Annotated in this window: 18 protein-coding genes; 10 read left to right on the top strand and 8 right to left on the bottom strand. The window is 68.8% G+C overall.

Translation table 11 applies throughout. The features are described 5' to 3' along the window. Window positions 1–135: 135 nt before the first annotated feature. Together map and radC are read left to right on the top strand one after the other, a co-directional pair. Window positions 136–963, top strand: coding sequence for a type I methionyl aminopeptidase (gene map / locus ACE3QW_RS02070; protein ID WP_024279754.1), 828 nt, complete (start codon window positions 136–138; stop codon window positions 961–963). Window positions 964–972: 9 nt separating this feature from the next. Continuing rightward, window positions 973–1,677 (top strand): DNA repair protein RadC, encoded by a 705-nt coding sequence (gene radC, locus ACE3QW_RS02065; RefSeq protein ID WP_024279755.1) that lies wholly within the window; start codon window positions 973–975, stop codon window positions 1,675–1,677. A 22-nt stretch (window positions 1,678–1,699) separates the two neighbouring features. Here radC and ACE3QW_RS02060 read toward each other — a convergent pair whose 3' ends face one another. The 4 genes from ACE3QW_RS02060 to petA all read right to left on the bottom strand — a co-directional run bounded on the left by ACE3QW_RS02060 (window position 1,700) and on the right by petA (window position 5,112). Continuing rightward, a complete protein-coding gene (locus tag ACE3QW_RS02060; protein WP_374250241.1) occupies window positions 1,700–2,236 on the bottom strand; it encodes an adenine phosphoribosyltransferase in 537 nt (178 codons plus the stop codon). A 170-nt stretch (window positions 2,237–2,406) separates the two neighbouring features. After that, entirely contained in the window at window positions 2,407–3,252 is an 846-nt protein-coding gene (locus ACE3QW_RS02055; protein ID WP_029557864.1) for a cytochrome c1, read from the bottom strand. 20 nt (window positions 3,253–3,272) lie between these two features. After that, entirely contained in the window at window positions 3,273–4,547 is a 1,275-nt protein-coding gene (locus ACE3QW_RS02050) for a cytochrome b/b6 (protein WP_029557863.1), read from the bottom strand. Between the two features lie 37 nt (window positions 4,548–4,584). Then, on the bottom strand, window positions 4,585–5,112 hold the full coding sequence (petA, locus tag ACE3QW_RS02045; RefSeq protein ID WP_024279759.1) for a ubiquinol-cytochrome c reductase iron-sulfur subunit: 528 nt from the start codon (window positions 5,110–5,112) through the stop codon (window positions 4,585–4,587). Between the two features lie 449 nt (window positions 5,113–5,561). Between petA and ACE3QW_RS02040 the strand changes: the two genes are divergently transcribed. The 4 genes from ACE3QW_RS02040 to ACE3QW_RS02025 all read left to right on the top strand — a co-directional run bounded on the left by ACE3QW_RS02040 (window position 5,562) and on the right by ACE3QW_RS02025 (window position 8,571). Then, window positions 5,562–6,773 (top strand): beta-1,3-glucanase family protein, encoded by a 1,212-nt coding sequence (locus tag ACE3QW_RS02040; protein WP_374250240.1) that lies wholly within the window; start codon window positions 5,562–5,564, stop codon window positions 6,771–6,773. Window positions 6,774–6,821: 48 nt separating this feature from the next. Next, window positions 6,822–7,280 carry a tRNA (cytidine(34)-2'-O)-methyltransferase gene (locus ACE3QW_RS02035; protein ID WP_374250255.1) on the top strand — a complete coding sequence of 153 codons (459 nt, stop codon included), beginning with the start codon at window positions 6,822–6,824 and terminating at the stop codon, window positions 7,278–7,280. 80 nt (window positions 7,281–7,360) lie between these two features. Then, the gene (gene hemF / locus ACE3QW_RS02030; protein WP_374250239.1) at window positions 7,361–8,287 is read left to right on the top strand and encodes an oxygen-dependent coproporphyrinogen oxidase; all 927 of its coding nucleotides are present in this window, start codon (window positions 7,361–7,363) and stop codon (window positions 8,285–8,287) included. Window positions 8,288–8,361: 74 nt separating this feature from the next. Beyond that, on the top strand, window positions 8,362–8,571 hold the full coding sequence (locus tag ACE3QW_RS02025) for a DUF2158 domain-containing protein (protein WP_024279764.1): 210 nt from the start codon (window positions 8,362–8,364) through the stop codon (window positions 8,569–8,571). 3 nt (window positions 8,572–8,574) lie between these two features. On the opposite strand, the gene ACE3QW_RS02020 is transcribed toward ACE3QW_RS02025, so the two are convergent. Genes ACE3QW_RS02020 through ACE3QW_RS02005 form a run of 4 tightly spaced genes read right to left on the bottom strand, consistent with a single transcriptional unit; the run spans window position 8,575 to window position 11,409 of the window. Continuing rightward, the gene (locus ACE3QW_RS02020; RefSeq protein WP_374250238.1) at window positions 8,575–9,813 is read right to left on the bottom strand and encodes a CCA tRNA nucleotidyltransferase; all 1,239 of its coding nucleotides are present in this window, start codon (window positions 9,811–9,813) and stop codon (window positions 8,575–8,577) included. Further along, window positions 9,810–10,070 carry a DUF6111 family protein gene (locus tag ACE3QW_RS02015; protein ID WP_029557858.1) on the bottom strand — a complete coding sequence of 87 codons (261 nt, stop codon included), beginning with the start codon at window positions 10,068–10,070 and terminating at the stop codon, window positions 9,810–9,812. The genes ACE3QW_RS02020 and ACE3QW_RS02015 overlap by 4 nt, the downstream gene beginning before the upstream one ends. Beyond that, a complete protein-coding gene (locus ACE3QW_RS02010; protein WP_029557857.1) occupies window positions 10,070–10,747 on the bottom strand; it encodes a CoA pyrophosphatase in 678 nt (225 codons plus the stop codon). Before ACE3QW_RS02010 ends, ACE3QW_RS02015 begins: the two co-directional genes overlap by 1 nt. Beyond that, entirely contained in the window at window positions 10,747–11,409 is a 663-nt protein-coding gene (locus ACE3QW_RS02005) for a DUF1285 domain-containing protein (RefSeq protein ID WP_081837659.1), read from the bottom strand. The genes ACE3QW_RS02010 and ACE3QW_RS02005 overlap by 1 nt, the downstream gene beginning before the upstream one ends. Window positions 11,410–11,783: 374 nt before the next feature. On the opposite strand from ACE3QW_RS02005, the gene ACE3QW_RS02000 reads away from it, so the two are divergent. From ACE3QW_RS02000 to ACE3QW_RS01985, 4 genes are read left to right on the top strand one after another with little or no spacing between them, the layout of a single operon-like run. Next, the gene (locus tag ACE3QW_RS02000; protein ID WP_024279769.1) at window positions 11,784–12,785 is read left to right on the top strand and encodes a MoxR family ATPase; all 1,002 of its coding nucleotides are present in this window, start codon (window positions 11,784–11,786) and stop codon (window positions 12,783–12,785) included. 32 nt (window positions 12,786–12,817) lie between these two features. Next, entirely contained in the window at window positions 12,818–13,783 is a 966-nt protein-coding gene (locus ACE3QW_RS01995; protein ID WP_024279770.1) for a DUF58 domain-containing protein, read from the top strand. Beyond that, the gene (locus ACE3QW_RS01990) at window positions 13,783–16,614 is read left to right on the top strand and encodes a DUF4159 domain-containing protein (protein WP_374250236.1); all 2,832 of its coding nucleotides are present in this window, start codon (window positions 13,783–13,785) and stop codon (window positions 16,612–16,614) included. The genes ACE3QW_RS01995 and ACE3QW_RS01990 overlap by 1 nt, the downstream gene beginning before the upstream one ends. A gap of 16 nt (window positions 16,615–16,630) precedes the next feature. After that, a complete protein-coding gene (locus tag ACE3QW_RS01985) occupies window positions 16,631–18,697 on the top strand; it encodes a hypothetical protein (RefSeq protein ID WP_374250235.1) in 2,067 nt (688 codons plus the stop codon). Window positions 18,698–18,776: the final 79 nt, after the last annotated feature.

Genomic DNA, 18,776 nt, shown 5'->3' with positions numbered 1-18,776 from the left:
CAAACCCGCCCAAGGCCGCGCTTCTGCGAGGCCGGGACGACGACCAAGCTTGCTTTGACGCCGGCAAGGACTAATTGTGTAGATTGAATTCCGAGATTGAGGACGGCTCCGCGCGTCGTCCGTGAAGGCAGCGTCATGAACTATGTTGAGGCGGCAAACGCGCCGCTGCGCAAGACCGGCCATATCAAGCTCTACGGGCCGGAAGGCTTCGAGGGCATGCGGCGGGCCGGCGCGCTGACCGCCAAGGCGCTCGACGCCGTGGCGGAAATGATCGGGCCGGGCGTGACCACCACCGCCATCGACCAGCTCATCTTCGACTTCGCCATGGACCATGGCGCCTACCCCGCCACGCTGATGTACCGCGGCTACCGCTACTCGGTCTGCACTTCGGTGAACCACGTGGTGTGCCACGGCATGCCAAACGCCCGCCCTCTGCGCGACGGCGACATCGTGAACGTGGATGTCACCCTGGTGCTCGACGGCTGGTATGGCGATTCGAGCCGCATGTTTCCGGTGGGCGCCATTCCGCGCCGGGCGGAGCGGCTGCTGGACGTGACCTATGAGTCGATGATGCGGGGCATCCGCGCCATTCGCCCGGGCGCGCATGTGGGCGACATCGGCGCCGCCATCCAGGAATTCGTCGAGCCGCAGCACATGAGCGTGGTGCGCGACTTCTGCGGCCACGGCGTTGGGCAGGTGTTCCACGACGAGCCGAATATCGTGCATGTGGGCCGCCGCGGCGAGGGGCCGAAGCTGGTGCCGGGCATGATCTTCACCGTGGAGCCGATGATCAACCTCGGCCGCCCGCACGTGAAGGTGCTCTCCGATGGCTGGACCGCGGTGACGCGGGACCGCTCGCTCTCCGCGCAGTTCGAGCATGCCGTTGGCGTGACGGAAACCGGCGTCGAGATCTTCACCCTGAGCCCCAAGGGCTATCACAAGCCGCCTTACATCACCGCCTGAGGGAGCCGGATGGCCGAAGCGCCGGAAGACGGCCTGAACGAGGCGCCCCACTTTCACGGGCATCGCGACCGGCTTCGCGCGCGCTTCCGCTCGGCCGGGTCGCAGGCGCTGGCCGACTACGAGCTGCTGGAGCTGGTGCTGTTCCGCGCCGTGCCGCGGCGGGATGTGAAGCCGCTTGCCAAGGCGCTGGTTGACCGCTTCGGCTCCTTCGCCGAGGTGGTGGCCGCGCCGGTGCAGTTGCTGGCCGAGGTGCCCGGCGTCAAGGACGCCATCATCACCGAGCTGAAGGTGGTGGAGGCGGCAGCCCAGCGCCTCGCCAAGGGGCAGGTGAAGCGGCGCCCGGCGCTCTCATCCTGGAGCGCGGTGATCGACTATTGCCGCACCGCGATGGCCTATGCCGACCGCGAGCAGGTGCGGGTGCTGTTCCTCGACAAGCGCAACCAGCTGATCGCCGACGAGGTGCTGCAGACGGGTACCGTGGACCACGCGCCGGTCTATCCCCGCGAGGTGGTGAAACGGGCGCTGGAGGTGTCCGCCTCCGCGCTCATCCTCTGCCACAACCACCCCTCGGGCGACCCAACCCCCTCGCGCGCCGACATCGACATGACCCGCCGCATCATCGATGTGGCGAAGCCGCTGGGCATCGAGGTCCATGACCACATCATCGTCGGCAAGGATGGGCACGCGAGCCTGAAGGGCCTTCGGCTGATCTGAGGCTTCCGGGTCCTCCCCCGGATCAATGGCCCTCGAAGGCCACCAGCGTGCGGACCGCCACGCCCATCCCCCGCAGCTTCTCGGAGCCCCCGAGGTCTGGCAGGTCGACGATGAAGCAGGCCGCCTCCACCACAGCGCCGCAGGTCTGAAGGAGCTTCACCGCGCCGCTGGCAGTGCCGCCGGTGGCGATCAGGTCATCCACCAACAGCACCCTTTGGCCGGGGGTGATGGCGTCCACATGCATCTCGATCTCGTCCTCGCCGTATTCGAGGGCGTAGGCCATCCGCACCGTCTGGTGGGGCAGCTTGCCCTTCTTGCGGATGGGCACGAAGCCGGCAGAGAGCTGATGGGCCACCGCGCCGCCGAGGATGAAGCCCCGCGCCTCGATGCCGGCCACCTTGTCGATCTTCGCGCCGGCCCAGGGCTGCACCAGCTCATCCACCGCCCGGCGGAAGGCGCGGGCGTCGCCGAGCAGGGTGGTGATGTCGCGAAACAGGATGCCGGGCTTGGGGTAATTCTCGATGGTACGGATGGAGGCGGCGAAATCGGCAGGGGTCATGACAGGCTCCGGTTTGGCGGAGAAGCTAAGGCGGCGGCGGCGCGGGGGAAAGCAGCACAGCGGCCAAAAGCGCCGATGCCGCGCAGTCGTGATCGGCGGGGCGCCCACATGAAAAAGGGCCCCTGACGGGGCCCTTGATCGTTCTGCGGACTTACGGTCAGCGCACCTGATCAGTGCGCCACGTTCGACCAGACCTTCTTCTTGGTGAAGTAGAGAAGGCCGCTGAGCACGATCAGGAAGATCATGACCTGAAACCCGATGCGCTTGCGCTGGTCGAGGTGCGGCTCTGCCACCCACATCATGAAGGCCGCCACATCCTGGGAATACTGGTCGACGGTCTGGGGCGAGCCGTCCGTGTATTCCACCTGGCCGTCGCTGAGGGGCTTCGGCATGGCGATCTGGTGACCGGGGAAATACTCGTTGTAGTTCAGACCCGGCTGCACATGGACACCGGCGGGGGCATCCTCATAGCCCGTGAGCAGAGCGTGGATGTAGTCCACGCCGTGCTCCTGGTACTGGATGAAGGCGTCGGTGATGAAGCCGGGGAAGCCGACGTGGTAGGAGCGGGCCTTGGCCAGCACCGAGAAGTCCGGCGGCAGGGCGCCACCGTTGGCGGCGCGGGCGGCGTTGTCGTTCGGGAACGGCGCCGGCCAGTGATCGGACAGGCGGCCCGGACGCTGGAACATGTCGCCGGCGTCGTTGGGGCCGTCGGTGATCTGGTACTCGCCCGCAACCTGCTTGGCCTGCGCTTCAGTGAAGTGCGGGCCGCCTTCCTGGGCGAGGTTGCGGAAGTACAGGTAGTTGGCCGAGTGGCAGGCGGCGCAGACTTCCTTGAACACCTTGAAGCCGCGCTGCAGCTGCGCCGGATCGTACATGCCGAAGGGACCCGCGAAGGACCACGACATGCGATGCGGACGCGGCTGGGCGTGCGCATCCTCGGCACGGGCGCCGGAGGCGCCCGCTGTCAGGAGCAGTGCCGCCGCGACGGCACCGAAGAGAGAGCTACGAATGGTCATTGCTGTTCTCTCCGCGCCGATCACTTGGTCTCGGGACCGGCCGCCCCGGCGACCACCACCGCTCCGCCCTTCGACTTCGCGAGCACGGCATCCGCGATGGAGGCCGGCACGGGCTTGGGGCGCTCGAACAGGCCGAGCAGCGGCAGGATGACGAGGAAGTGGATGAAATAGTAGGCCGTCAGGATGCGCGAGACGATGAGCGCGCCGCCCTCGGCGGGCTGGGAGCCCATGTAGCCGAGGAGGACCGCCACCACCGCGAACACCCAGAAGAACTGGCGGAACAGCGGACGATACTTCGCCGAGCGCACCTTGGAGGTGTCGAGCCAGGGCAGGAAGGCCAGCACCGCGATCGCCGCGAACATGGCGAGCACGCCGCCGAGCTTGTCCGGGATGGAGCGCAGGATCGCGTAGAACGGCAGGAAGTACCATTCGGGCACGATATGCGCCGGCGTGGCGAGCGGGTTGGCCGGGATGTAGTTGTCCGAGTGGCCGAGATAGTTCGGAATGTAGAAGATGAACCAGGAGAAGAAGATCAGGAACACCACCATCGCGAACGTGTCCTTGATCGTCGCGTAGGGGGTGAAGGGCACCGTATCCTTCGCCACGCTCTTGATGTCCACGCCGTCCGGGTTGTTCTGGCCCACGTGGTGGAGCGCCCAGATGTGGAGGCCGACCACGCCGGCGATCATGAAGGGCAGCAGGTAGTGCAGCGAGAAGAAGCGGTTCAGCGTGGGATCACCCACCGAATAGCCGCCCCACAGCCACTGCACGATGGTGTTGCCGACCCACGGAATGGCCGAAAACAGGTTCGTGATGACGGTGGCGCCCCAGAACGACATCTGGCCCCAGGGGAGCACGTAGCCCATGAAGGCGGTGGCCATCATGAGGAGGTAGATGATGACGCCGAGGATCCACAACACCTCGCGGGGGGCCTTGTAGGACCCGTAGTACATGCCGCGGAAGATGTGGATGTACACCGCGATGAAGAACATCGAGGCGCCGTTGGCGTGGATGTAGCGGATCAGCCAGCCATAGTTCACGTCGCGCATGATGTGCTCGACGCGGGCGAACGAGACCGGGGCATAGGCCACGTAGTGCATGGCCAGCACCACGCCGGAGACGATCTGGCAGACGAGCATGAAGCTCAGGATCGCGCCGAAGGTCCACATGTAATTGAGATTCTTCGGCACCGGATAGGCGATGGCCGAGGAATGGATCAGCCCGACGATCGGCAAGCGGCTCTCGAACCACTGCGCGACCTTCCCCTTGGGCTGGTAGGTGGAATGTCCTTCCATGAGTCCAACCTTTTTGAAAGCGGCGACGATGCGCGCGTCAGCCGATCACGATCTTGGTGTCGGTGGTGAAGGCGTAGGGCGGCAATTCGAGATTGAGCGGCGCCGGTCCCTGCCGGATGCGGCCGGAGGTGTCGTACACCGAGCCGTGGCAGGGGCAGAACCAGCCGTTGTACTGGCCCTGGTGGCCGAGCGGCACGCAGCCGAGGTGGGTGCAGATGCCGATCACCACCAGCCACTGGTCCTTGCCGGCCTTCACACGCGCCGAATCGGGCTGCGGGTCTTTCAGGTCAGACAGGGGGGTGTCCACCGCCGACTTGATCTCCGCCGGCGTGCGGTGGGAGATGAAGATCGGCTTGCCGCGCCACTGCACCGTGACGATCTGGCCTTCAGCGATGGGGGAGAGGTCCACCTCGGTGGTGGACAGCGCGAGCACGGACGCATCGGGCTGGAGCTGGGAGATGAAGGGCCACGCCATGGCGGCGGCACCGACGGCGCCCACGGCACCGGTTGCGATGTAGAGGAAGTCCCGACGCGTCGTCGTGTCCGACGTCTCCGTATGTGCCACGGCGCAGTCCCCGATAGTGTTGTCGTCCCGACGCACGTCCCGCAACCGCCGGCCGCGCGCAATGCTGCGGCCGCACGGACCTGCGAGCCGCCAATTTCAAGCGCCTCTAATTGCACCCTAGCCCCATCTTGTCCAGATCATGGCGATGCGGCACGCGGTCCTGCACTGCGACAGATCCATGTCGTTGCGCAAGGTCACGTGGGGAACGACGCCGGGCAGCCCGCCGGGCGGTCGCGCTCCAGGATTGCGCCCGCGGATATAAAGCGGCCCCAGCACCCGACTTATGGCTAAGATCAAGCATTGCGCGACGTTCGGCCGACCGGTAGCTTGGCAGTGCTTTCCGTTTGCGCACTCTGCCTCGTCCCGCCCGCGTCGGCCCCACCCGCCCGGACCGCGAAAGCGAGTGTGCCCTGCGCACCGCACAACCATATGATCCGGGGGAGAAACTCATGACGAAACGTATTCTGGCTTGCCTGGCGGCAGTGGCCGGCATCGGCGCGGCGGGGGCCGCCCATGCCCAGACGGTCCCGGTGACGATCGTCAACAACACCGGCATTACCGGTAAGATGTACATCACGGTCTATGGCCAGGACCCGGCCAACCCGACCTCCTATCTGGTCAGCGACGCGACCGGAAAGACCAAGCCGCTGAACACCCAGAACAACACGCCGACCGACTATGGCTTCAATACTGCGTCGACCAGCACATATACGTTCAACGTTCCGCGCCTGAATTCCGGGCGGATCTATATTTCCTTCTGCCAGCCCTCCTATCTCACGGTCACTCCGACGGGCAACGGCAGCGGCCCTCTGGCGCCCAATTCGCCGGCGCCCTGGAACACGTCCAGCAAGAACCACACCTCGGTAATCGACTTCGCCGAATACACCTGGGGGCCGGACAACAATTTCAACGTCAACACGACGCAGGTGGACTCGCTGGGCATCCCCATGAAGATGGTCCTGCAGAACGCGTCGCAGACGGTGACGGCCGGCTTCACGGATGCCAACTCGTCGCAAACGGTCGTCAAGACGCTCGTCGCCACCCCGCCATGGAGCACGCTTCTAATCACGGACAGCAAGGGGCGCCCGACCCAGGTGCTCAGCCCCAACCATGGCATGGAAGCAGGGTACAAATTCCCCACCAATTACTGGGACAGCTACGTCAACCTGGTCCTCGCCACCTATTCCAAGGCCGGGAAGAGCTTCACCCTGAACAACCAGATCGGGAGCGTCACGACCCCGTACACTGGAACGACCTCCGCCACCCAGATCACGCTGACGCCCACGGGGGGCGCCAACAAGACGGTCTTCAACAAGCCGACGTCCAAGGACCTCTGGCAGAATGGTCCCACATTCGCCAGCGGCGATGCGGGGCCGGTTCCGAGCCTGCAGCGGTGGATGCAGGCGGCGTTCCTCCGCTCGACCTTCATCAACAGCACCAACAGCATCTCGAACTGCTCTGTGAAGCCGTACCAGGGGCTGCCGCAGAACCTCTATTCCCAGACCATCCACGCCGCATCGCTCAACGGAAAGGCCTATACCTTCCCTTATGACGATGTGTGCGAGCAGAGCAGCTACAACTCGGTCCCCGCGCCGACCAAGCTGACGCTCACCCTGTTCCCGCTCAATTCGACGTGGAACAAGATGACCTGCAGCAACTGACCTGACGACCCGCTCCGGCGGCGTCACCGCCGGAGCCACTCCTTGACCCTGCGTATCGCCCTCTATTGCCCGGACATCGCGCAGAATGCCGGTGCCATCCTGCGCACCGGCGCCTGCCTCGGGGCAGAGGTGCACATCATCGAGCCCGCAGGCTTCCCGGTGGGCGACGCCGGCTTCCGCCGTGCGGGGATGGACTATATCGACCAGGTGGTCTGGCGGCGGCACGCCTCTTTCACCGCCTTCGATGCGGAGCGGCGTGCCGAGGGCCGACGCCTCGTCCTCCTCACCACCACCGGTGCCGAGCCGCTGTTCGGCTTTTCCTTCCAGCCCGACGACGTGATCCTATTCGGCCGCGAGTCCGCCGGCGTGCCGCCCGAGGTTCATGCCGCGGCGGATGCGCGCGTGCGCATTCCCATGCGGCCGGGCGTGCGCTCGCTCAATGTCGCTGTCAGCGCCGGCATCGTCCTCGCCGAAGCACTCAGGCAGACCGGTGGCCTGCCCGCCTGAGCTTTCTTCCGCCGCGGGGAGGCGATAGAAGCGCCGCCAGCCAGAAGAACATCGGAGGCGGAACGCCCATGGAAAACCCCGTGCCCCCCGTTTCCGCCCCCGCCGAGGCCGGCGACGCGCTGCTCGATGCCCGCCGTGCCGAGGCTCGCGCCTGGTTCGAGGACTTGCAGGGCCGCATCATCGCCGCCTTCGAGGCGCTGGAGGACGCCGCCGATCCCGCGCTCTACGGCCCCTCCCCTGCCCGCTTCGTCCGTACCCCCTGGGTGCGCACCGATCACACCGGTGCTCCAGGCGGCGGCGGCACCATGGCCCTCATGCGCGGCCGGCTGTTCGAGAAGGTGGGCGTGCATACCTCCACCGTATTCGGGGAGTTCGCCCCCGAGTTCCGCGCCCAGATCCCCGGCGCGGCGGAGGACCCGCGCTTCTGGGCCTCGGGCATTTCGCTCATCGCCCACATGGCGAACCCGCACGTGCCGGCCGTGCACATAAACACGCGCTTCGTCGTCACCACCAAGGCATGGTTCGGCGGCGGGGCGGACCTGACCCCGGTGCTCGCCCGCCGGCGTACGCAGGAGGATGAAGACACCATCGCCTTCCACAAGGCCATGGAAGCGGCGTGTACCGCCCACAAGGTGGCGGACTATGCCCGCTACAAGGCGTGGTGTGACGACTATTTCTTCCTCAAGCACCGCAACGAGATGCGGGGCATCGGCGGCATCTTCTACGATTATCTCGATTCCGCCGCTGCCGGCACCGGCCGCTGGGAGGATGATCTCGCCTTCACCCGCGACGTGGGCCTCGCCTTCCTCGACGTCTATCCCCGCCTCGTGCGCGCCAACATGGCGACGCCGTGGACTGAGGAGGACCGCGAGGAGCAGCTCATCCGTCGCGGGCGCTATGTGGAATTCAACCTGCTCTACGACCGCGGCACGATCTTCGGCCTTAGGACGGGCGGCAATGTGGATTCGATCCTCTCCTCCATGCCACCGGTGGTGAAGTGGCCGTGATCCGCCCGTCATGAATGCGCATTAAGGCTGCTGCTGCGCTGGCCCGTTCGCGGCCGGCCCGGAGACACACAGCCATGGCGTTCGCCCCCGGAGATATCGTCCAGCTCAAGTCCGGCAGCCCCGCCCTTACCGTCGTCACCGCCTCCGAGACGGAGATTTCGGTGGTGTGGTTCGCCGAGGACGTGAGCGAGTTCCGCAAGGACACCCTTCCCGCCATCGCGGTGGAGAAGCTCGAGATCGCCGATTTCGAGGAAGAGGACGAGGAAGAAGACGACGAGGACTGAGCCTTACAAAGGCCCTTCATCCACGGCGATCGCCGCCCGCAGCAGGGCGGCGATGAGGCCGGGCTCCTCGGGGAAGCCGGCGTCGATCCAGTCCGCCTCCGCCCGCCGCAGGGCGGCCCCGAGCGCCCGTCCCGGCTTGAGGCCCAGCGCAATCAGATCCTCCGCGCGGAACGGGGCACGCGGCACCGCCCATTGAGCGGCCAGCCGGGCGATCCGCTCCATGCCCGGCCGTCCGTGCGCTGCCGCCAGCAGGGCGCGTTCGCGCGCCGCTTCCGCCCCGGTCCGGTAGATGAAGGCCTGCGCCGCCGCGTCGTCGGCCATGTCCGGCACAGGGCCGGCCATGAGGGCGAGGCGCCGCCCCTCGGCATTGGACAGGCGCAGCTTTCCGCGCAGCCGCTCAGCATCGTCCGGCACCCGCACCGCAAGGACGGCGAGACGGCGGATGGCATCGGCCGGCACGTCCCAGCCCTCCGCGCGCCACAGCGCCTCGATCTCCACCAGCCGCGCAAACGCACGGGCATCGGCGATGCCGCCGATCAGCGGCTGGATCAGGCCCGCGTCGCTCATGACGGCAAGGGTCGCCGCCGCCCCCGGCGCGAGGAGCAGCTTCAGCAGTTCCGCCCGCACCCGCTCGTGGGACAAGGCGAGCAGGCCCTGACGCAGACGCACGGCACCGGAGAATGCCGCCTTGTCCACCGCGCCGGTGCCATAGGCCGCGTGAAAGCGGAACAGACGCAGGATGCGCAGGTAATCCTCGCGGATGCGCGCGTCCGGCGAGCCAATGAAGCGGATTTTCCGCGCCTCAAGGTCCGCAAGGCCGCCCACGAGGTCCACCACCGTGCCGTCTGGCGCCGCATAGAGCGCGTTCAGGGTGAAGTCCCGCCGCTCGGCATCGTGCTGCCAGCTCCGGCCGAAGCGCACCACCGCCCGCCTGCCGTCCGTCTCCACGTCCTCGCGCAGGGTGGTGACCTCGTATCCGTGATGGCCGGACACCACGGTGACAGTGCCATGCTCGATACCGGTGGGCACTGCCTTGAGGCCGGCGCGGGTGGCGCGGGCGGCGACCTCCTGCGGCAAGGCGGTGGTCGCGATGTCCACGTCGATCACCGGCAGGCCGAGGAGGGCGTTGCGCACCGCACCTCCAACCACCCGCGCCTCCTCCCCGCCGCCATTCAGCACGGCGAGCAGGGGCGAAAGGCCCGGTGTGGTCCAGAACGGCGCGCCGGCAACGCTGACAGTCATTCGAAATGCCCCGGCACGAACGCGCCATCCTTGGTCTGGGCGGGAACGTAGTGGGCGCCCGGCGGGGCCACGCGATCATGCTCGAATAGGAACAGGCCCAGCGCCACCAGCCCGACAGCCGCGACCGCGGCCACCGCAAGGGCGCGCGGCGACCAGTTGGCCGGCACGACCGACCCCTTGGTCGCGAGCAGCAGGGCGCCGTAGAGCAGAAACGGCGTGAGAAAGAGAGCGAGTTCGATGAGCAGGCTGCGCGCCATCAGGCGTAGACCTTCTCGTAGAGATTGCGCAGCATGCCCGCGGTTGCGCCCCAGATGTTATGCCCCTCGAACGGCATCACATAGAAGTGCCGCAGCGTGCCCTTCCATTCCCGCGACTGGCGCTCGTGGTTGCGCGGGCTCATGAGAAAGCCGAGCGGCACCTCGAACGCCTCGTCCACCTCGGCGGGATTGAGCGTGAGCGTGTAGGCCGGGTCCACCAGCCCCACCACCGGAACGATCCAGAAGCCGGTACCGGAGAGGTAGCCGTCCAGAAATCCCAGGGGCCGCACCAGCGCCGAATCGAGCCCCACCTCCTCGCGCGCCTCCCGCAGGGCCGCGTCGATCTCGTCCTTGTCACCGGGGTCGATACGCCCGCCGGGAAAGGCCACCTGCCCCGCATGCTGTGAGAGGTGCGACGATCTGAGCGTGAGCAGGATGGTCGGCTCCGGCCGGGCGATGACCGGCACGAGGACGGCGGCGTGCCGCGGGCGATCCTGCGGAATGAGGCTCACCTTCTCCGGCTGCAAGGCATGGTCGCCGTTCAGCGCGAGAAAGTCGCTTTCCGAATAGAAGGGAGGCGGCTCCCGCGACAGGCGCTCACCCGCACGGCGCAGGAAATCGGCGAGGCTGTCACCGGCGCTGTTGGCCTCGGAAAATGCATCATCGGACACCCGCATCAGTCCAGTCCCAGTTCGGCTGCCGGAAGAATGGGGAAGAAGAGCCCGCCCGACGCCACGCCGAACATGGGGACGCCGCCCTCCTCCCGCACCTCCCCGAGATCCATGAGGTCGAGATGGACGGCGCGCGACAACCGCGCCTCCAGCCCCCGCCGGACATGCAGGTAGGGGACCACCTCGCCCACCCCGTCGCCGCGGGCGAACCGCAGCTCGTGGCCCGGCCCGCAGCGCACCACGTCGTCCAGATTGGTGCGGAAGACGAGGGTGCGATTCGGGTCGCGGCCCCCGGCCGCATCCGGCTCTGGCGCCGATTCCACCGCCAGATCCACGGCAAGAAACGGAGCATCCTCGACCCGAATGCCCACCTTCTCCACCGGCGTCTTCAGCACGAAGCGCTCGCCCTCCCGTGCCAGCACGGAGGCGAACAGCTTCACCAGCGCCGGGCGGGTGATGGGGGTGCCCATGTAGGTCCAGCTTCCATCGGCGCGGATCACCATGTCCATGCCGCCGCAATCGGGCGGGTTCCACAGCTCCACCGGGGCCGGACCTTTCCCGCCGCCGGCGCGCGCAGCCGCCATCAGCGCCTCCAGCCGGCCCGACGCAGATGGCGCCTCGGAAGTGGAGGGCGTGAGAGCTGGCGTGTCTGGCGTTGGGGCAGGCATCTGGTCTCCTTGGACCCTGTCACGCCGCAAAAGGCGGAAGCCTCGCGATGACGTGAGTGCGCCGCACCCCCACCACCTCCGCGGGGGCTCGACGGGCGCGCATCATATCGTAAGCTCTCTGTCCGGGTGGCGCGACGTTTGCAAGACTTCGCGAGACGGGCGTGTTCCGCTCCGTCCCAGACCGACGCGTGGACCGGCCCGCCCGATGCCCGTTAAACAGGCAAAGGGTGGATCAGACCAGCGGATGGGAGCTGGAGGCGTTTTGTTGCCGCTTTTGGCAGCAAGCTTGCGGTGCGTGTCCGGCGTGCAGGCAATTATGGCGTGCGGTTCGTGTTTGGCGTGCGGTTCGTACTTGGCGTGTAGGAGATGAGCATATGTCGGCTGCCGGCGAGACCTTTGACCTCGACCAGATGATCATCCGCAATGCGGAAGCCGCCGCCGCCCATGTGAAGGCTGCCCGCGCGGCCATATCCAACGTCATCTTCGGCCAGGAGACGGTGGTGGAGCGCGCGCTCATCACCATCCTCGCCGGCGGCCATGCGCTGCTCGTGGGCGTGCCGGGCCTCGCCAAGACCAAGCTCGTGGACACCATGGGCACCGTGCTGGGCCTCGATGCCCGCCGCGTACAGTTCACGCCGGACCTCATGCCCTCCGACATCCTCGGCGCCGAAGTGCTGGAGGAATCGGCCGGCGGCCGCCGCGCCTTCCGCTTTATCAAGGGGCCGATCTTCGCCCAGCTCCTGATGGCGGACGAGATCAACCGCGCCTCGCCGCGCACCCAGTCGGCCTTGCTGCAGGCCATGCAGGAATACCATGTCACCGTCGCCGGCGAGCGGCACGATCTGCCCAAGCCCTTCCACGTGCTCGCGACTCAGAACCCGCTGGAGCAGGAAGGCACCTATCCCCTCCCCGAGGCGCAGCTCGACCGCTTCCTGATGGAAATCGACGTCGATTATCCCGATCGCGACGCCGAGCGGCGCATCCTGTTCGAGACCACCTCGGCGGAGGAGCAGAAGCCTCGCGCCGCCATGACGGTGGACGATCTCGTCGCTGCCCAGCGCCTTGTCCGCCGCCTGCCAGTCGGCGAATCGGTGGTGGAAGCCATCCTCACCCTCGTCCGCTCGGCCCGTCCCGGCGCCGAAGGGCCGGAGCAGGCCTATATCGCCTGGGGCCCCGGCCCGCGCGCCAGCCAGGCGCTGATGCTGGCGGTGCGCGCCCGCGCCCTGCTGGATGGCCGCTATGCCCCCTCCCTCGACGACGTGGTGGCCCTCGCCGAGCCGGTGCTGAAGCACCGCATGGCGCTGACCTTCGCCGCCCGCGCCGAGCGCCAGAGCGTCACTGGCATCATCCGCCGCCTCACCGAGCGGCTCGGGTGAGCGCGGACCGGCCCGCGCCCATGGCCGCTCCCATGGCCAACGCCCCACAAAAAGGCGCGCCCGAGGACGCGCAGCGTCACGCCGTTGAGACGTCCGCCCTCGCCGCCGCAGACCTCGCGGCAGCCATGCCGCGCCTCGTGCTGGAGGCGCGCCGCATCGCCATGAGCGTGCAGCACGGCCTGCACGGGCGTCGGCGCTCGGGCACGGGTGAGAATTTCTGGCAGTACCGCCGTTTCGTGGACGGCGAGCCGGCCAATCGCGTGGACTGGCGCCGCTCCGCCCGCGACGATCATCTTTATGTCCGCGAGCGCGAGTGGGAGGCGAGCCACACGGTGTGGATCTGGCCGGATCTCTCGGCGTCCATGGACTATGCCTCCCGCGGACAGCCGCCGAAGCGCGAGCGGGCGCTGGTGGTGGCGTTCGCCCTCGCGGAGCTTCTGGTGAAGGGCGGCGAGCGCGTGGGCATTCCCGAATTGATGCGCCCCTCCGCCAACCGCCGCATCGTCGAGCGGATGGCCGAGGCCGTGGTGCTGGCGCCGCGCCTGCCTGCGAGCCTGCCGCCCGAGTTCGGCCCCTCGCCGCTCTCCGAGATCGTGCTGCTGAGCGATTTCTGGAGCCCGGCCGAAGAGGTCTCGGCCCGGCTTCACATGCTGGCCGCCTCGGGCGCCCACGGCCATCTGGTGCAGATCGTGGACCCGGCGGAGGAGACGTTTCCCTTCTCCGGCCGCATCGAGTTCCGCGAACCGGAGGGCGGCGACCGTCTCACCGTCGGCCGGGCCGAGAGCTGGAAGGCAGACTATGACGTGAAGCTGGCGGACCACCGTGCCCGTCTCCGCGCCGCCGCGGAACGGCTCGGCTGGAGCTTCGCCATCCACCGCACCGACCGGCCGGCGAGCGAAATGCTGCTTGCCCTGCACCAGCGCATGAGTGTGGGGGGCGGCCCGTCCGCCTTCCCCAAGGACGGCGGCCATGCCTTCGTCTCTGGAGGACCGGCCTGATGTTCGATCTTCCCCTCGCCTTTTCCGCGCCGCTGCTGCTCACCGCCTTCCTGGCGCTGCCGCTGCTGTGGTTCCTGCTGCGCGTGGTGCCGCCGAAGCCGCGCGAGGTCAGCTTTCCCCCGTTGCGCCTGCTCCTGGGCATCACGCCCAAGGAGGAGAGCGCGGCGCGCACGCCGTGGTGGCTCACCGCCCTGCGGATGCTGCTGGCGGCGCTGGTGATTCTCGCCGCCGCCGGCCCCATCTGGAACCCGCCCGCGACGGCGCCGACCGGCTCGGGGCCGCTTCTCATCGTCATAGACCAGGGCTGGCCAGCCGCCGCGAGCTGGGAGGCCCGCCGCAGCGCCGCGGCCGCCCTCATCGACGAGGCAGAGACCAACGGACGCGGCGTCGCCCTCATTCCCACCGGCGACGTGCCGCGCGAGGCGACCCTCTCCACTCCCGCAGCCGCGCGTGACCACCTGCGCTCGCTGGAGCCCGTGCCCTATGCGCCCGCCCGTAAGGAGGCGCTGGCGATGGCCGGGCGCCTCCTCGGCACCGAGCCCAGCGCCGGCATCGTCTACATTTCCGATGGCGTCGACCTTGGCGCCGATCCCGACACCGCCCGCGCCTTCGCCGATCTCGGCGCGGGCGCACGCCTGCTGGTGGTGGGCGGCGGCGTCGCCGCGCCGCTTGCCTTGGCCGGCGCGGAAAACGCTGCCGAGGCGCTCACGGTGAAGGTACTGCGGCCGACCTCCGGCGCCCCGCGCTCCGGCCGGGTGACGGCGCGTGACATGCGCGGCCTCGTGCTCGCCGAAGCCCCCTTCACTCTGCCGGAGGGCGCGAGCGAGGTGGATGCCCGTTTCGACCTTCCGGTGGAACTGCGCAACGAGGTGGCACGGCTGGAGATTGCCGGCGAGCACTCGGCCGGCGCCGTGCAGCTTCTCGACAAGCGCTGGCGGCGGCGCTCCGTGGGCGTCGTCTCCGGCACCTCCACCGACACCGGGCAACCCCTGCTGGCGCCGACCTATTACCTCTCCCGCGCCCTCGGCCCGTTCGCCGACCTGCGCGTGGCGGAGACAGGATCGGCCACCGAGAACATCAACCGCTTCCTCGACCAGCGCCTGCCCGTGCTGGCGCTGACGGATGTGGGCACCATCCCGCCCGCCACCCGCAACCGCCTCGCCAAGTTCGTGGAAGACGGCGGCGTGCTCATCCGCTTCGCCGGGCCGCGCCTCGCCAATGCGCAGGACGATCTCCTGCCGGTGCGCCTGCGCCGCGGCGGCCGTGTGCTCGGCGGCTCCCTCTCGTGGGAAACGCCGCAGAAGCTCGGCTCCCTCACGCCGGAAGGTCCCTTCCGCGACATCAAGCCCGCCGACGACGTGACGGTGAACCGGCAGGTGCTCGCCGAACCGGACGGCACGCTGGGCGACCGCACCTGGGCGACGCTGGCCGACGGCACGCCCCTCGTCACCGGCACACGCCGGGGCAAGGGCGCGCTGGTGCTGTTCCATGTCACCGGCGACACGTCCTGGTCGAACCTCCCCCTTTCCGGCACATTCGTTGAGATGCTGCGCCACGTGGTTGCCCTGTCCGATGCCCCGCCCCCGCCCGAGACGGCACCGGCGGACACCGCCATTCATCCTGCCGGTCGGCCGGATGTGGCGGCGCTGCCCCCCGCCCGCGTTCTCGACGGCTTCGGCGCGTTCCGCCCCGCCGGCCCCACCGCCCGCGCTTTGCCCGCCGACTATCGCGGCCGCTCCACCGCCGATCATCCGCCCGGCTTCTACGGCCCGCCGGACGGCCTCGTGGCGGTCAACGCCCTGCTCCCCGCCGACCGGCCCAAGACGCTCGACCTTGCGGCGCTGGGAGGACGCACGGAGCCGTTGCAGGAGAGCGCGCCGCGCGACATGCGCGGGCCGATCCTCATCGGCGCGATGCTGCTGTTGCTGCTGGATGCGCTGGCGGTGCTGTTCCTCGCCGGCGGGCTCTCCCGCATGGGCGGAACGCGGCCCCGCCGCGGCGCCACCGCCGCGCTGCTCGCCGCCGTGATGCTGGGCGCCGCCGCCGGCGCGTTCCTGCCCGTCCCGGCCCGCGCGGACGACAGCTTCGCGCTGAAGGCCACCACGCAGACCCGCTTCGCCTATGTGGTGACGGGCGACAGCGAGGTGGACGACATCTCCCGCGCCGGCCTCGACGGCCTCGCCACCTTCCTCGCCCAGCGCACCGCGCTGCAGGCCGGCGAAGCCATGGGGGTGGATATCGGGAAGGACGAGCTCGCCTTCTTTCCCGTGCTCTACTGGCCCATCCTCGCCAATACGCCGGTGCCCGCGCAGCCGGTTCTGGCGCGCATCGACGCCTACATGAAGCAGGGCGGCACGGTGATCTTCGATACCCGCGACGCCATCGAATCCCCCGGCGGACCCGGCGCGCCGCTCACCCCGGCGCAGGCGCGGCTGAAGGAGATCCTCTCCCGCCTCGACATTCCTGAACTGGAGCCGGTGCCGCGCGACCACGTGCTCACCAAGGCCTTCTATCTCCTGAAGGATTTCCCCGGCCGCTTCACCGGCGGCACCACCTGGGTGGAGGCGCTCCCCGCCGCCCGCGACGATGCCGACCGCCCCGCCCGCGCCGGCGACGGCGTGTCCCCCGTCATCATCACCTCCAACGACCTTGCCGGCGCCTGGGCCGTCTCGCGCTCGGGCGAGCCCATGCTGCCGCTCACCCCCGGCGAACCGCGCCAGCGGGAGATCGCCTTCCGGGCCGGCGCCAACATGGTGATGTACGTGCTGACCGGCAACTACAAGGCGGACCAGGTCCACGTGCCTGCTCTTCTGGAACGGCTGGGGCAGTGAGGAAGACATCCATCCGATGAGCTACGGCCTCACCTTCTCCCCCTTCCTGCCGCTGCCGGCGCTGATCGCGGTGGCGATCGCGGCCGCTGTGCTGGCGGGGCTGCTGGTCTATTCCCGCACCCGTGGCTCGGTGTTCCGGGCGCTGGCGCTGGCGGTGGGCCTGCTGGCGCTCGCCAACCCCTCCTTCACCCGCGAGGAGCGCGAGCCGCTGTCTTCCGTTGTGGCGCTGGTGGTGGACAAGAGCCAGTCCCAATCCTTCGGCGAACGCACCCAGCAGACCGAAGCCGCCCGCGCCCAGCTCGCCGAGCGCCTGGGCAAGCTCTCCGCCGTCGAGGTGCGCACCATCGAGGCCGACGCGGGCGACGGCTCGGTGGACGGTACGCGCCTGTTCTCGGCCCTCTCGGCCGGCCTTGCCGACGTGCCGCCGGAGCGGGTAGCCGGCGCCATCATGATCACCGACGGGCGGGTTCACGACACGCCGGAGAATGCCGGCGCGCTGGGCTTTTCGGCCCCCGTCCACGCCCTCATCACCGGCCGCGCCGGCGAGCGGGACCGCCGCGTGGCGCTGGAGAAGACGCCGCGCTTCGGCATCGTCGGCCAGAAGCAGACCATCACCTTCAAGGTGACGGACGAAGGCGCGCCGGCCGGCGCCCGCGTGCCCGTCACCATCCGTCGCGACGGCGAAGTCATCGGCCGCCCCACCGTCACCACCGGGCGCAGCGCCAGCATCGACGTGGATATCACCCACGCCGGCCCCAACATCGTCGAGTTCGAGGTGCCCCCGCTCGAGGGCGAGCTGACGCAGGTGAACAACCGCACCGCCGTCGCCATCGACGGCGTGCGCGACAAGCTGCGCGTGCTCCTCGTTTCCGGCGAGCCGAACGTGGGCGAGCGCACGTGGCGCAACCTCTTGAAGAGCGATGCCAATGTGGACCTCGTCCACTTCACCATCCTGCGCCCGCCGGAGAAGCAGGACGGCACGCCCATCAACGAACTCTCGCTGATCGCCTTCCCGACCCGCGAGCTGTTCCAGACCAAGATCAAGGATTTCGACCTCATCATCTTCGACCGCTACGCCCAGCAGGGCGTGCTGCCGCAGATCTATTTCGACAACATCGTGCGCTACGTGCGCGCCGGCGGCGCCGTGCTGGTGGCAGCGGGCACGGACTTCCTCGATACCGGCTCGCTCTACAACACGCCGCTGGAGGAAATCCTTCCCGGCATTCCGCGCGGCGAGGCGACCGACGCGCCCTACCACGCCAAGCTCACGGACCCCGGCAAGCGCCATCCCGTCACTCGCAACCTGCCGGGCTCGGAGAGTGACCCGCCCCACTGGAGCCGCTTCTTCCGCGTGATCGACGCGCAGGCGCGCTCCGGCACCAGCCTCATGTCCGCGCCCGGCGACAAGCCGGTGCTGCTGGTGGACCGGGTGGGCGAGGGCCGCGTCGCCCTCCTCCTCTCCGACCACATCTGGCTGTGGGCGCGCGGCTACGAGGGCGGCGGCCCGCACATCGACCTGCTGCGCCGCCTCTCCCACTGGCTAATGAAGGAACCGGACCTGGAGGAGGAGCGCCTCAAGCTCACCGTCTCCGGCCGCGATCTGGTGGTGGAGCGCCAGACCATGGCGGATCAGGTCCCTCCCGCCACCGTCACCACGCCCTCCGGCGCGCTGCGCACCCTCACCCTCGCGCAGGTCGAGCCCGGCCTGTGGCAGGCCAAGACCCCGGCGGACGAACTGGGCCTGTGGCGGGCACAGAACGGCTCGCTGAACGCCCTCGCCAATATCGGCCCCCTGAACCCCAAGGAGTTCGCCGAGGTGACGAGCACCCGCGACGTGCTCGCCCCCATCGCGGCGGCCACGGGCGGCGGCGTGTGGCGGCTCGCCGATCTCAACGGGCAGGTGCCGCGCCTCGTTCAGGTCTCCGCCTCGGACCGGCTCGCCGGCGAGGACTGGATGGGGCTGAAGACGCGGGACGTTTCGGTGATGCGCGGCATCGGCCTGTTCCCGATGTTCGCGGGTCTCTCAGGCCTGCTCCTGCTGCTCGGCGTCATCACCGCCGCCTGGGTGCGCGAGGGCCGCTGAGGCGGCCTTCCGGGCGCGGGATGCCGAAACTTAAGGTTATGGTTAACGATTTGCTGCCACGCTCCCGGAAACTCGCACA

It is taken from the genome of Xanthobacter sp., assembly GCF_041911315.1.
Lineage (GTDB): Bacteria > Pseudomonadota > Alphaproteobacteria > Rhizobiales > Xanthobacteraceae > Xanthobacter > Xanthobacter aminoxidans.
Note: the sequence above shows the minus strand (reverse complement) of the source record. Positions and strands in the feature narration are given on the sequence as shown.

Coding starts and splice junctions, on each gene's coding strand:
- radC (WP_024279755.1), top strand. CDS start 973: ATGGCCGAAGCGCCGGAAGACGGCCTGAACGAGGCGCCCCACTTTCAC.
- ACE3QW_RS02005 (WP_081837659.1), bottom strand. CDS start 11,409: ATGCCTGCCCCAACGCCAGACACGCCAGCTCTCACGCCCTCCACTTCC.
- ACE3QW_RS01985 (WP_374250235.1), top strand. CDS start 16,631: ATGAGCTACGGCCTCACCTTCTCCCCCTTCCTGCCGCTGCCGGCGCTG.
- map (WP_024279754.1), top strand. CDS start 136: ATGAACTATGTTGAGGCGGCAAACGCGCCGCTGCGCAAGACCGGCCAT.
- ACE3QW_RS02020 (WP_374250238.1), bottom strand. CDS start 9,813: ATGACTGTCAGCGTTGCCGGCGCGCCGTTCTGGACCACACCGGGCCTT.
- ACE3QW_RS02025 (WP_024279764.1), top strand. CDS start 8,362: ATGGCGTTCGCCCCCGGAGATATCGTCCAGCTCAAGTCCGGCAGCCCC.
- ACE3QW_RS02010 (WP_029557857.1), bottom strand. CDS start 10,747: ATGCGGGTGTCCGATGATGCATTTTCCGAGGCCAACAGCGCCGGTGAC.
- ACE3QW_RS01990 (WP_374250236.1), top strand. CDS start 13,783: ATGTTCGATCTTCCCCTCGCCTTTTCCGCGCCGCTGCTGCTCACCGCC.
- ACE3QW_RS02000 (WP_024279769.1), top strand. CDS start 11,784: ATGTCGGCTGCCGGCGAGACCTTTGACCTCGACCAGATGATCATCCGC.
- ACE3QW_RS02060 (WP_374250241.1), bottom strand. CDS start 2,236: ATGACCCCTGCCGATTTCGCCGCCTCCATCCGTACCATCGAGAATTAC.
- ACE3QW_RS02015 (WP_029557858.1), bottom strand. CDS start 10,070: ATGGCGCGCAGCCTGCTCATCGAACTCGCTCTCTTTCTCACGCCGTTT.
- ACE3QW_RS02040 (WP_374250240.1), top strand. CDS start 5,562: ATGACGAAACGTATTCTGGCTTGCCTGGCGGCAGTGGCCGGCATCGGC.
- ACE3QW_RS02055 (WP_029557864.1), bottom strand. CDS start 3,252: ATGACCATTCGTAGCTCTCTCTTCGGTGCCGTCGCGGCGGCACTGCTC.
- ACE3QW_RS02050 (WP_029557863.1), bottom strand. CDS start 4,547: ATGGAAGGACATTCCACCTACCAGCCCAAGGGGAAGGTCGCGCAGTGG.
- ACE3QW_RS01995 (WP_024279770.1), top strand. CDS start 12,818: ATGGCCAACGCCCCACAAAAAGGCGCGCCCGAGGACGCGCAGCGTCAC.